This is a genomic window from Solobacterium moorei (genome assembly GCF_036323475.1).
Classification (GTDB): domain Bacteria; phylum Bacillota_I; class Bacilli_A; order Erysipelotrichales; family Erysipelotrichaceae; genus Bulleidia; species Bulleidia moorei.
In genome coordinates this window covers 1,561,753-1,574,817 of sequence record NZ_AP028934.1, presented here as the reverse complement: position 1 = coordinate 1,574,817, position 13,065 = coordinate 1,561,753, and the positions used below count along the sequence as shown (strand labels likewise).

The window sequence follows — 13,065 nt, the reverse complement described above, 5'->3', positions numbered from 1 at the left end:
CAAGTTAAGTGTGTAAGTTTTATATCTAGTAATATTAGTATTTTACATATTTTTGAATGCGTGCTGTGAATAAATTGTTAACTGTAAGCTGGTTTAAAACCATTGGCAATTCGAAACACCTCTAGTTTTCCACTTATCTTTCGATTCACTAACGCGCAAGTATAGGAGCTTATAAACGGAATTTTCGTTTAGGTAATTTAAAATAGCGTGGGGTTTTCAAAAAACACGCAATAAAATCCCATGGGGATAGATTTTATAAAAGACAATTCCAAAGAGTGATTCTCTACGGGATTGTCTTTTTGTCTGGAGAGTAACAATATATTTATTATTTTTTCTGTTTACGATTGTATGCTTGAATGTTTAATGTCAATGAGAAGCCAATTCTGTAGTTTAGTGCATAAATTACACGTGCTCTGAATCTTTCGAAATTACTGAGACCATTTGATATCATAATAAATTCTCGCATCTTTTGATTAAGGCTCTCAGCGAGTGCATTAGACTGTTTTCTATCTTCTGTTGGTCTTTGAAATGAATTGCATATTTCTTCAAACCAATTTTCCAATAGATTAATGAACTCGCTATAACATACTAGTCTAGATTCTTTAAAATACCTAATTAAATCTGTGAGTTCTTCAATACATTCTGGATAAGTAGAATTTCTATTAAAATATCTATAATCTTCCTTTAACCCATAGGCCTTTTTGAGTATCGGGTTGAGATTGAGAAGTGCGTCATATAGATCTCGATAGTTCATCTTCTGACGAAAGAAATGATTATATTTAGGTTCGTTATCCAGAAAGCAATCTGTTTCCAAGAGGTGGTGAAAGTGCTTGAGCAGATAGTAAGCAGGACTTTCTTTAGGAACCTGGTTCATTAAAGATACACGTAATGTAGTAAAACCATCAGAAAGATGTTTGACTACATGGAAAGGATCGACGGATATCTTACAGTTTGGAAAGTATTTGAGAGAGACTTGTTTATAAGGTTCCCACATATCTATGGTTACATATAAGACACGTTTTCTTTCTTCTAGAGGTATCTTCTCGAGATGTGCTGATAATGTTCGTTTTGAACGATCGGGTAATAATTCATTAAGAACGCGAGCATCATTATCTACAAAAGAACATAGATATGAACCACCATATTTGGCCATATTAGAATGAAGCTCATCAATTCCTAGATTGATCGGTAGAGTTAACCTTGGGACTTGAATGAAACTGTCGGCATATAGTTGGACAGTAGTAACCGAGGTATTATACCTTTCGGCAATATCTTTATAGGATAGATGTAGATTTTGAAAGTCAGCAGCAATCTTATACAGTACAGCATAGGTTTGATGGAAATATTCAGGCCCAAAAGGATTTTCTTCACAAAATGTTTTAAAACAATCCTTACAAGTATAACGTCTACGCTTCCAATGAATAGAAGAAGGTGTATCACCTAAAGGAAGGTGATTATAAGTTCTATGAATATAACCCTTAGAGACTGTAGGGCCACCACAGTAAGGACAGGTTGGGTGTTGGTTTACCAGTGTGATATATACAAAAAGACGGTCTTCCTTACGTATCGCATCGATTTCTTGAATTGAATCTGATGTTAGATTTAAGGTTGACGTGATAAAATCATGAATAGCCATATAGGGCTACCTCCATTTCTATTTGATTCTCCAGACAAGAAGATAATAGCATGGAGGTTTTATTATATTTTGGTCTCCCCACAAAAAATGAGCACGATGATTTTTCGCGCCCACAAAAGTTTATAGCCTATCCCCAACCCCATGAGATTTTAAAGTGCCTTCGTTTATAAGCTCCTTTTTTGCCTAATGTAAAATAACTTGGGGTTTTAGAAAAATCCGCTTTAAAATTACATGGGGTAAAAAGGTAGAAATTGTAGATGAGAATAATGTCTCTTGTCTACGATTTCTACCTTTTATATGTGCTAAGAAAGAAATGTTTTATTGTTAATTATTTTTTGTATGAACCACGCTTCTTTCCAATCCTTTTGTTGGATTGAAGGTGATCCGTAATTGTGTAATATAGTTTTCTGTTTAACGCGTAGAGCACTCTAGCACGGAATCTTGGAAAGTTTGAAAGACCATTAGAAACATTGATCAGTACACGTAATCTACTATTCATATATTCTGATAGTGCATTCGATTGTTTTCTGTCATCATACGGTCTTCTAAACGAGTTGAGATACTCCTCTTTCCAGTTTGTGATAGATGTCAAAAAGTCTTCGTACGCAGGTATGTCGGCAGAAATAAACGCATCTAGTATGGAGGTAATTTCGATTGTACAAGATGGGTAAATAGCAGTTCTATTAAAGTTGCGAAATAATTCTTTTAAGTGGTAGGCAAGCGTTAAAACTGGATCAATCTCCAATAACTGATCATATAGATTTCGATAATTCAATTTTTGCCTAAAGAAACTGTTATATTTCGGCTCGTTATCTAAGTTGTAGTCGGTTTCCAGTAATTTATGCCATGTTTTAAGAAGATAATAAGCTCTACTTCCTTTTTCATAATGATTCATGATATCGATACGTAGACGTGAGAATCCAGATGTAAGATGCTCGATGACATGGAAAGGATCTACAGCGACGATGGCGTTGGGCAGATATTTCTTTACAACATCTTTGTATGGCTGCCACATATCCATGGTCACAATCTTCACTCTTTGTCTCTCACTTAATGGGATATTTTCAAAGTAAGTGCTGAGTTCCTTTTTTGAACGAGACTGTATGACTTCGTTTAGAACACGAGCTTTATTATCGACCATGACACATAAGTAAGAACTGTTTTTTAACGCCATGTCAGAATATAGTTCATCAATTCCTAGATACTCGGGTAAGAACTGCCTTGGAATTCTCAAGTAACTATCGGCATAGAGTTCTACCGTAGGAATAGATACATGTGCTCTTAGTGCAATTGTCTTTAAGTTAATGGAGATATCACCTAGATCTTTCATGATTTGATCGACCATAGAGAAGGTGGAGTGCATACCATCAGGGGTAAAGATATTGTCTTCACTAAAAGTACGATGACAGTCACGACACTTATATCGTCTACGTTTCCAATTGACAATCGTTTTTAGACCAGCGATGTCTTGCGTTTTGAATGTATATGTTAGAAGTCCTTTGCTAGATGTATCAGCACCACAGTAAGGGCAAATGGGGTGTTTATTTATCAGTAGAAGATAAATCGTAAACGCTAAATAGGTAGTACCTGTATATTAATCATAAGTCATGTCATAATCACCCTAGAACCCTTAAGAATCGTGAGGGTTTGGGGGTGATTATTTTATGATAATGACAGCGGCAGAGCTAAAGGCACAGCGATGGGTATCGATCATTATGGAATGTAAGACAAGTGGTCAATCTGTTCTACAGTGGTGTAACGAACATGGAATCAACGAAAAACAATATTGGTATTATCACCGAAAGTTGCGTAACCACTTGGCGCAAGAAGTCGGTAATCATATGGATATCTTTCCTGCAACTTTACCGCCATCATCAGATGTCACATTTCAAGAATTGAAGAAACCTATTCGACATGGTTCTGCACACATTCAATTGGGCAATCATCAGATAGAGATCGGTGAAGATATTTCAGATGAGCTATTACTAAAGATCATTCGGGCGGTATCCCATGCTTAAAGAGTATTGTGGTTTTAAGAAGATCTATATTGCATGTGGATATACAGATCTAAGAAATGGAATAGATGGGTTGGCTTCGATCATTCAGAACCATTTCTACCTAGATCCTTTTGATGAAGGAACGTTATTCTTGTTTTGTGGAAGAAAGACTAATCGTATGAAGGGACTGCTTTGGGAGGCAGATGGATTCCTATTATTGTATAAACGATTGGAGGAAGGAAGATTCCAATGGCCCAGAAAGACAGAAGACATAGAGAACATTAGTATCGAACAGTATCATTGGCTGTTTGAAGGCATGGCAATCATACAGAGGAAGACAATTCAGAAAGTAGAACGAAAGATGATACTGTAAAAAAGTTATCCACAACTTTTATTAAGAAGATAGGCCTATAGATGGCGTATAAGGCACATAAAAAGCAGTAGATGAATTTCTACACTCCAGCCCCCAAACTGCTTGATACGTGCCTTTTTATTACGCCATAGATATGCGCTGGTACCAGTAAAATATTTGTGTGGAAAATCAAAGTTTTCCACATTTGACGGCACCCTCATAATGGTTTATACATAAGCTATGGAAATGAAAAAACTAAGTGAGGAAGAAGTAGAAAGCCTGCCAAAGGACATCATCATAAAGCTCTTTATGAGTATGCAAAGCAGTGTAGAAAGTCTAGAAGCTACTATCAAACTTCTTAGTGAACAGATCAAGATCATGAATCAAAGAAGCTTTGGCAGAAGTACAGAGAAACAGAGTTCTGGAATCTTTGAACAGTTGGAACTCGGTTTTAATGAACCTGAAGTATTGTTTGATTTACTACAACCAGAGCCAACGTTAGAGGAAGCTGCACCAAGGAAGAAGGCAAAAGGAAAGCGGGCATCAGACATCCAGAAGATCACGAACCACCGTGAAGAATATATCGAACTATCCGAAGAAGAATTGAATGAAAGATTTGGCAAGAGCGGATGGAAGAGACTGCCATATCAGATCATAACGAAACTGGAACATATACCAGCATCTTTCGAAGCGGTCACTTATAAAATTGGTGTATATGCCGCAAAGGATAACCAGACAATCATACGAGCACAGAAGCCTGTAGAACTATGGCCAAACAGTATCGCTACCCCATCACTGGTGTCATCTATCATATGGGGCAAATATGTCAATGCCGTACCGTTATATAGACAAGAAAAGACATACCAAGAAAACCAGATCAACATTTCACGATCCACCATGGCCAATTGGATGATCCAAGCATCCGACAACTATTTGATACATTTCTACGATAGGTTAAAAGAAGAAATGATCAAACAGGATATACTGCATGTGGATGAAACACCATTCGAGGTAAGCAAAGATGGCAGAAAAGCTGGCAGTAAGTCCTATATGTGGGTATATCGTACAGGGGCACATGAGGAAGAAAAGCGGATCGTCCTGTATGATTATCGACGTACGAGGTCCCATGAACATCCGCAAAGATTCCTAGAGGGATTTAGAGGGACACTTGTATGTGATGGCTACAGTGCTTATCACCAGTTGGCCAAGGAAGATCCCGAAAGCTTTACCGTAGCTGGGTGCTGGACCCATCTCAAAAGAAAGTTCACGACGCTCATCAAAGCAGTGAAGACGAGTCAGACACTTGCCCAGGAAGCGGTAGATAGGATCAATAGAATCTATCACGAAGATAATCAATTGAAGGGATTGGGCGAACAAGAAAAGCTAAGACAGAGGAAAGAGAAAGTAGCACCCCTAGTGGATGAATTTTTCACATGGGTAAAAAGATATTGGGAGAATGTATCAAGAGAATCAGAAACAGGAAAAGGCTTTACCTATGCCCTGAATCAAGAATCCTATCTCAGAGAATTTCTAAAGGACGCAAGAATACCTCTAGATAACAATGCGGCAGAAAGAGCGATACGACCATTTACAGTAGGAAGAAAGAACTGGATCATGATCGATACGATAAAAGGAGCACAGGCCAGTGCAGTACTCTATAGTATCGTAGAAACATGTAAAGCAAATGATATCAAGATATACGAATATATTCGCTATCTGTTAGAAGAACTTCCTAAAACGATACATGACCTAACGGTGGAGGTACCAGATAGATTACTACCTTGGTCAAAAGAACTACCAGATAACATTTATAAAAATCGTACTTGAGATACTTTACAACACTATCTCAAATACGATTTTATTTTATCTATATGGTACAACTGGTTTAGCGTTTACGATAAATATTCAAGGTATCCTGATTGCGAGATGTAGATAGACTTTGAATTTGATCTTGGGACAAGTTCAAAGCAGATGTGATAATATAATCAATAGCCATTTATGGCCTCCTCTCTAGTTCTTTTCTTTCATAGCAAAAAGATAATAACATGAGAGGTTTTTTTATTTTTGAAGGTACCCCAAGTTTTCTGAAGAAGTATCAAAAAGGCACCCCAAATCTTCTCATTGCGGTACCCCAACCCCAAGTAATTTTAGAGCGCCATAAAAACCATTCTAACGGACTCAATCGCTTTTTTCTACCCCTAAGGTCTCACATCTATTGTAAAGCCACAGCCAGAGAAATAGAGTTCTCAAGTGAAAAGTTAAATTCCACTTCTAAAGAATAAACAATAAAGTGGAAGTAAGTCATTCAGAAATAGTACTATCAAGGATTGATAATCCAAGATGGTACTATTTTTAAGTTGAAAATGATTTTATTTTAGTTAGAATGAAGGTGAAGTAACAGAAAAATGAGCGCATGAAAGGTAGGCAGAATCTACTATTCAAAAATTTGTAAGAGTTGATTCTACTTCGTTGTTTGGTGAAAGTTATATGCCGATCCTTCGTGTGTGATTGATTCTGAAACTTTTTGGTTATCTTCTTACTTTAGAAGATATGGTTTTAGAATTACTTCGTCTGGTGGGATTTCGGTAATTCCAAAATCATAGAGTTTCTTGGCCATTTCTTCGTTGTAGAAATGGAGCAGCTGTATGGATGATCTTCCGTGCAGCTTTTCTTTTGGATATGAATTGATATGGATACTGATGAGATTTGCCTTTTCTTGTGATGTAAGTCCCAATGCATGGAGATCACATCCCTTTGGGCATATCTCTCTTACCAATAGATGTAGGTTCTCTAGACTACCTTTCTGCCAAGAGGCCATCGAATCACAGTAGAACATACGTGTCCTGCGAGTTCCATCTTCACGTATCTCCGCTTCTTCAGCTAGGACGAATTCACTTCCTCTGTCTGTTAATATGACCTCGGCTTCTTTTTCGAACATTTCTTTTCCTAATATCTTTTCCAATAATAGGATCCCATCCAACATATGTAAGGAGTCCTTTACGGTTTGATAGATACATATCAACAGGTCATACTCTCTGAATTTGAAGGTCTGTAGGAAAGGTCCGTTGGACACGTCGTTGTATACCGTATCCATCTCTACGACCTTGGCATTTGGATTCTTTTCCATGTATATCAAGAAGTCGGAGTACTTTCTTCCTGTCAGGTATCGATTGTCTTTACGTGGCTTGTATGTATTGCGCTTTTGTTTGGACATCTTTCGTCTTACGACACGTTTCAAATCGATGGCACCGATCGATACACCCACATCTTGGAAGACACCATTTTCGATATAGTTGTATATCGTCTTTTCGGATAGCTTGATCTCTTTGTGGCTTTGAAGAATAGAGTAGATGGACTGACCTTTCTTAATCAATGGTAATAAGAGTTCACCGAGCTGCTTGATATCATTTACTGTCGCATTGACACCTTGTCGTGAAGATGTAAGTGTCATCTGGTAGTCGTGCTGTGCATCGAGGGCAAAGTATCGATATTTTTCATAGCGACAAGAGCGATAGTTTCCACATCCATTACAAGCTCCTGGTGACTTGTCCCTGCGAGTACATTTGAAAGGGACATAATCGATACAATCCAGAGTACAATGGCGTTCATGTTTACAGCGTTTGTAGTTAGCACACTCTAGAGGCAGATTACATTTGTATGCAAGGACACGATGGAATTTGATTTCTTTTCCTATGGTTGATTTGTCTTTACCAAGGGTAGTAGCGATAGCTTGTTTGGTAGAACCATTTTCGATACCAGTTTCAATGATCTGTCTATCTGAATAAGACATGTGTGAATTCTTCGTTAACATAATGTTTTCCTCCTAAAACACGAAGAATCGGCACTTATATTGAACTAGAAGTGTAAGAGTAAATTCAACTAGAGCTTGGTGAATGATTAAATTCAACTTTCATACCTTAGAAGTGGAATTTAACTTTTCACTTGAGGCTAATAACAGATTTCGCAAGTTTCGCAATATTGTATGGAAAATTAACAAAAACAGTAATATGATGTTAGCGGAGGCTAACCAGAGAAATGGGGGCAATATAGCTGTTTCATAGAATAAATTATGGTTAATTCTTAAAAGTTTTGTGACATTGCAGTAAATACGTATATTAAGCGAATGTGCTTTATGGGGATTGAACATGAAAGCGGTTTATTAAACGCACCGGAAATGCAGACGCTATTATGACATTTGCGGTAGATGACAGCTCTGAATTTGCCAAAGAAGCTCATGTGACTCTTTTAGAGGAAAAACTCTTTTTTTCAGAAATTCGGGAAATACTCGGTAAGCGCGCGAACTTCATCAGCCGACTTTCAATGAAGAATGCCGACCGTGGAAAAAAGACGATTATCTTGCGTCTGCGTTTATCAAACTTATAAAGTCTTCAATGAAGAACAAATAAAAGTACGGGGGGTAAAATATGAAATATAATGGGTTTTATTTCTATCTGTTTAAACATCCAATGAAAAAAGTTTTGTGGGAAAAATATGGACGGGAATATGCTAAAAAAATAATCAAAAAAAGCAAGACAATTTACCGGAAATTGATAGAAGAAGCGGATGATATCGGCAATGACAATCCGATGGCATACAATGAGAGGTTCGCTCTTGTATTTGTTTCTCCATACTTAGCAAGTGAGAAAAGCATTCCTCCTGAAATAATCCAAGAAATGATGCGGAGCTCTCTTTATTTTATAAGCCGGTATTTTTCGTTAACTGACCTTAATACTGAGAGGGGAAAAGAGGCCAATAAGAAAAATATAGTTAAGTATTATAAGTGGTATACAGAGGAAAAAGAAAAGCTCTATCCCACGTCATTTAAAGTTGATTTTGTGGGAGAGCCATATGAGGGCGCCTGTTATTATAGAATTACACGCTGCCCGATTTGCGCCTACACAAAGAAACTGGGGGTGGCGGAATTAATGCCGCTATTTTGTGAATTAGATGAAGTTATGATCAGTCTTCAACATGGAGTACTCCACAGAAAAGACACGATAGCAAACGGAGCTGATTGCTGCGATTATTTTATTACAGGCGACAGAGAATGAACCTGAGTAATAAGGAAAAGACACGGGCGTTGTTAACTCGGAAAATCGAGAGTTATAAGTTATTTAATGGAGGAAAATAAAATGAGTTTAACTTATAAAATCGCATCAGGCATAGTAAGATTACTAAACGTCAAAAAAATGTTTTTAAAAAACAAAGAAGAGATGCTTGAGTACGCAAAGGGAGAAAACGCAAAAGCTGTATTTGATTTAGATAAGGCAATGAAGAGGGCAAAGAGAAAAAATTATTATCTTTACGACAGAGATGTTATGGGATACAGGCTTCTTTCATATCAAAAAAATAAAAGCCCTGCCCATGGAGCGGTGCTATATCTCTTCGGAGGAGGAATGATTACACAACCGAACAAATTGGATTTTACTTTGTCGGAAAGAATAATGGAACAAACCGGCAAAGATGTTTGGTTTTTATTCTATCCACTTTGCTCGGAAGATGTAAAGGTGGATAAGACATATGAAGTTTCATTTGAAACCTATAGGCTGATGACCGAAAAATACAAGGCGGAGAACATAAGTGTCCTTGGATTTTCATCGGGAGCTTGTCTGGCTCTTGGAATATTTTTGCACAACAACGCATTGGGTAGACCTGTTAACATGCCGGGCAAAATTATTTCGGTTTCTCCGGGCGGAATTCCCGATGTAAGTCTTGACAAAAATAAGGGAATATGGGAGAGATTAAATGAACTTAACCATAAGGACATAATGATTGAACCTACATATATTAAAACCGCAAGAGAAATTTTAAAGGGAGATGAAGATTTACCGGAATATATGTTAGACGGAACGGTAGGAGATTTTACCGACTTTCCGAAAACATATTTTTATTACGGCGAAAATGAATGTCTCTACGCCTTTGCGGACGAATTAAAAAAAGCAATGGAAAAATACCATGTCCCATATGAAATCATTGTAGGTAAAGGAATGTGTCACTGTTATCCTATGGCAAGGTTTTTTAGAGAAGGCAGAGAGGCGCAGGAACAAATTACTGAATTATTGAAATCTTAATCTAAAGACGAAGAAGAGGAAATTGGAGATGCGAGAACTCAGAGTTATTCTTTATAAGAAGGATAACTCAAGACAACTCGCCTGTTATGGATAATAGGTCATCGGTGGAACGTATGGAAAGAAGAGATTTGAAAATCTATGCTTGTAATTGAAAGCGTCATTTTATGCGCTGCATTTTTTGTGCTCTGTTTTTTGGGTACCGGCACGGACGAGAAAAATTTAAGAAATTACAGGTCCTATCCTGATGAAGTTCAAAAGCAAATCAAAGAGATTGAAGAGTATCAGGGAAAATATAAGGAAACAGGCAGATTCGCCGCGTGGATTGCGAATTTTTTACTATTTACTATCTTGTTTTTATTGTTGGGCATCTTCATTCGTCAGGCAAACTTTATGCATAACTTTATTAGTTTGCTGATTTTAGGCGAGACGTTAAATGCTTTTGACCTTATCGTTATTGATCTGATATGGTGGAGAAACACAAAGAGGGTCAGATTATTAAAAATACCGCAAAAGGAACTCTACCAAAATCCTAAAAAGCACATTGAAGCTTTTTTAAGAGCGCTGGTTCTGTATTTTTTTGTCGCGGCGCTTGACGGATATCTACTGACTCTGTTTTGAAACCGATGCTAGAGTAATTTATGGATAAATACGAACCGCTCCGGACGGAACTAATATAGTCGCGATCCCTAACCGCTCGGTGGCAGCTTCGGCGCTTATAAATTCAAGATAATTTTGCCGAGTCGGACGCCGTGTAGGTTTGGCTGTGATATATCAAGTAAAACAAGGCTTTCGTGGGAAACTACGCAACCAAACATCGTAAATTCTAAGATAAATGCGAAAAGAGTGGTATAACTCAAATCGCATAGAAACATTAAACAATGTGATTAAGAGAAATATAACTCTTGGTCGCATTGTTTTTATTTTGAGAAAGGAGGATAAGCTAATGGCATTGGAAAAAGTCAGTAAAAAGATCGTTAAGAAAATAGAAGAGTTGCATATACAAAACGTTGATCCAAATGTCATTGCTGGAGTTTTGGATATAGCCGAATCAACCGTGAAAAATGTGATTGCCGGAAAATATGTACGCACATCACTTACGGAAGCAGATGATAAGAGAATCCATGCACTTTGGGAAGAAGGCTTATCTGTTAAAGAAATCCGTGAAAAAACCGGATGGACAGAGCCGACAATCGCAAAGGTATTAAAGGATGTAAGAAAGCAGGTTCATAAGATCAAAGATGATGAACATCAATATATCCGTCAATTATATCAAGAAGGGAAAAAGCCGGCACAAATTGCAAGGATAACAAATCATAGTATTCCGGTAATCATGCTACATCTGGAAGGGCTTGTAGAACGTTCTACATTTAAGCGATTAACGCAAGATGATAAAGAATCTATCTTAGCGTTGAATAAGCAAGGATATAGCAGTAAAGACCTTGCAGAACGATTTAAAGTACATCTGGCAACGATCTATCGAATCATTAAAGAAAACAAAAGAGAATAAAAAAATCACATGAACATTTACCCATCGCCTACCAAGCTAGAGTGTTCTGTGATCAAGGGAGAAGGTTAATAGCCTTCAATATAGTGCATATGTAGAGGACTCAGATACTCAGATACTATCAGTATGACCTGACCGACCTCTTTGCATATATAAATATATAAGATTTAACTAAAAAAAGCAATTTTATAGATGTTAAAGATTTATTAAAAATCACAAATAAAATAAAAAAACAACATAGGAAACCTATGATGTGTAGTTAATTGAATGAAGGAGCTTTATGGAAACATTTTTTAACAGGACAAATATTTATGATGATCTGCAGTCTGTGTTCAGTATTAGTGATTGGATTACCGCTTGCACTGGTGATGTGGTAGTGGATTCCACGGTTACGGATCTTGGCTGGCAAGAATTCTTCTGTATGTTGGAAGAATTTGAGATAAGTAGGGCAGGCAAGAGAGCATCCACCTTCAATATCCAGGCAAAGTCTTTAGAGATTTTGCTACCTACCGGAATAACGGATGTCAAACATTGTGTACATGTCATCATGCATGAATTGTTTGGTCATGAAAAGCATCTACCCTATGCGGCATGGTTGGAAACAAGAGGAAAGGGGAAGTATATCAAAATACTTATTTCTGAACGATATTACAGTAAAGAAGAACTTATCTATGAAGATAGATGGAAGTCGGATAGGTTTCAAAACAAGCTCACAGGGAAACTATGTAAAGCAGACGATCCTCAAGCCAGAAGAATTGTAAAGGCAGGTGACATTCGGAAGACTTGGATATCACACTTCAGCCTAAAGAGCCGAATGTTTACGGCTGATGGATTTGCCAGAAAGCATTCAAACAGAAAAAAGAGAATTGGCTTTGATAGATTGCTAAGCCATATACGCCAGTGTATTGCTGCAGCATTTGTTAAATTGAAGATTCAGTTTAACAAAACATTCCTACTTCCAAAGCTGAAACGTCATGATTGGCTCAATAAGTATCAAAACATCAATCTAACCAGGATAAATTCAGCCATACAACATATAGAACAGGAACTGCAGATGGAGTGGATTGCACTCAGGGATGGTTATTTCCTACAAGAAAGGAAAACATATGACCGATTCATGGTGATTGCACAGAGATACTTAAATCGTTTCAAAAATGGTTTTTTCAATAAAAAAGTTGGAGGAAACAGAAAACTAAAACTATCATTCTCACCGTTCATGAATGTGGTGAGAGTCCAGGAGAATCTGGACAGTTTGGTCGAAGATTTTAATCAGGAAATTGAAGAATTCCGGATGAAATACCGGTATGGAATCTAAGGAGAAGAGAAAAATGGATGAGATGTTGATCAAAGAGTATGACGATGTTCTTAAAAAAGTACATTCTGAATGGAAAGCATTGCCGGAATCACGAAAAAAAGAAAAACTATTTCAGTTATTCCAAATGATGTTGAACGTACAAACGAAATTACATGTTTATTGGCAATTTGAACAAAATATGGAGGGTTAG

The 13,065-nt window shown here is 37.3% G+C and carries 12 protein-coding genes and 1 pseudogene; 10 read left to right on the top strand and 3 right to left on the bottom strand.

Translation table 11 applies throughout. The features are described from left to right. Positions 1 to 325: 325 nt before the first annotated feature. Positions 326 to 1,636 carry an ISL3 family transposase gene (locus tag RGT18_RS07890; protein ID WP_338175880.1) on the bottom strand — a complete coding sequence of 437 codons (1,311 nt, stop codon included), beginning with the start codon at positions 1,634 to 1,636 and terminating at the stop codon, positions 326 to 328. Positions 1,637 to 1,964: 328 nt separating this feature from the next. Further along, positions 1,965 to 3,200, bottom strand: a pseudogene (locus tag RGT18_RS07885) (ISL3 family transposase); the annotation flags it as partial. Between the two features lie 100 nt (positions 3,201 to 3,300). Between RGT18_RS07885 and tnpA the strand changes: the two are divergent. The 3 genes from tnpA to tnpC all read left to right on the top strand — a co-directional run bounded on the left by tnpA (position 3,301) and on the right by tnpC (position 5,812). Next, positions 3,301 to 3,654 (top strand): IS66 family insertion sequence element accessory protein TnpA, encoded by a 354-nt coding sequence (tnpA, locus tag RGT18_RS07880; RefSeq protein WP_338174902.1) that lies wholly within the window; start codon positions 3,301 to 3,303, stop codon positions 3,652 to 3,654. Continuing rightward, on the top strand, positions 3,647 to 4,006 hold the full coding sequence (tnpB, locus tag RGT18_RS07875; RefSeq protein WP_338174904.1) for an IS66 family insertion sequence element accessory protein TnpB: 360 nt from the start codon (positions 3,647 to 3,649) through the stop codon (positions 4,004 to 4,006). Before tnpA ends, tnpB begins: the two co-directional genes overlap by 8 nt. A gap of 225 nt (positions 4,007 to 4,231) precedes the next feature. After that, positions 4,232 to 5,812 (top strand): IS66 family transposase, encoded by a 1,581-nt coding sequence (tnpC, locus tag RGT18_RS07870; RefSeq protein WP_051241081.1) that lies wholly within the window; start codon positions 4,232 to 4,234, stop codon positions 5,810 to 5,812. 709 nt (positions 5,813 to 6,521) lie between these two features. Here tnpC and RGT18_RS07865 read toward each other — a convergent pair. After that, positions 6,522 to 7,796: a helix-turn-helix domain-containing protein gene (locus RGT18_RS07865; protein WP_338175878.1), complete on the bottom strand. Its 1,275-nt coding sequence runs from the start codon at positions 7,794 to 7,796 to the stop codon at positions 6,522 to 6,524. A gap of 377 nt (positions 7,797 to 8,173) precedes the next feature. Between RGT18_RS07865 and RGT18_RS07860 the strand changes: the two genes are divergently transcribed. The 7 genes from RGT18_RS07860 to RGT18_RS07830 all read left to right on the top strand — a co-directional run bounded on the left by RGT18_RS07860 (position 8,174) and on the right by RGT18_RS07830 (position 13,065). Next, positions 8,174 to 8,368 carry a hypothetical protein gene (locus RGT18_RS07860; RefSeq protein WP_028078884.1) on the top strand — a complete coding sequence of 65 codons (195 nt, stop codon included), beginning with the start codon at positions 8,174 to 8,176 and terminating at the stop codon, positions 8,366 to 8,368. 41 nt (positions 8,369 to 8,409) lie between these two features. After that, a complete protein-coding gene (locus RGT18_RS07855) occupies positions 8,410 to 9,036 on the top strand; it encodes an L-2-amino-thiazoline-4-carboxylic acid hydrolase (RefSeq protein ID WP_028078883.1) in 627 nt (208 codons plus the stop codon). A gap of 81 nt (positions 9,037 to 9,117) precedes the next feature. After that, entirely contained in the window at positions 9,118 to 10,056 is a 939-nt protein-coding gene (locus RGT18_RS07850; RefSeq protein ID WP_028078882.1) for an alpha/beta hydrolase, read from the top strand. Positions 10,057 to 10,194: 138 nt separating this feature from the next. Beyond that, positions 10,195 to 10,674: a hypothetical protein gene (locus tag RGT18_RS07845; protein ID WP_028078881.1), complete on the top strand. Its 480-nt coding sequence runs from the start codon at positions 10,195 to 10,197 to the stop codon at positions 10,672 to 10,674. A 325-nt stretch (positions 10,675 to 10,999) separates the two neighbouring features. Continuing rightward, a complete protein-coding gene (locus RGT18_RS07840; RefSeq protein WP_282894012.1) occupies positions 11,000 to 11,563 on the top strand; it encodes a helix-turn-helix domain-containing protein in 564 nt (187 codons plus the stop codon). A 277-nt stretch (positions 11,564 to 11,840) separates the two neighbouring features. After that, complete coding sequence (locus tag RGT18_RS07835) at positions 11,841 to 12,875, top strand: hypothetical protein (protein WP_028078929.1); 1,035 nt, start codon at positions 11,841 to 11,843, stop codon at positions 12,873 to 12,875. Between the two features lie 13 nt (positions 12,876 to 12,888). Further along, the gene (locus RGT18_RS07830; RefSeq protein WP_162141254.1) at positions 12,889 to 13,065 is read left to right on the top strand and encodes a hypothetical protein; all 177 of its coding nucleotides are present in this window, start codon (positions 12,889 to 12,891) and stop codon (positions 13,063 to 13,065) included.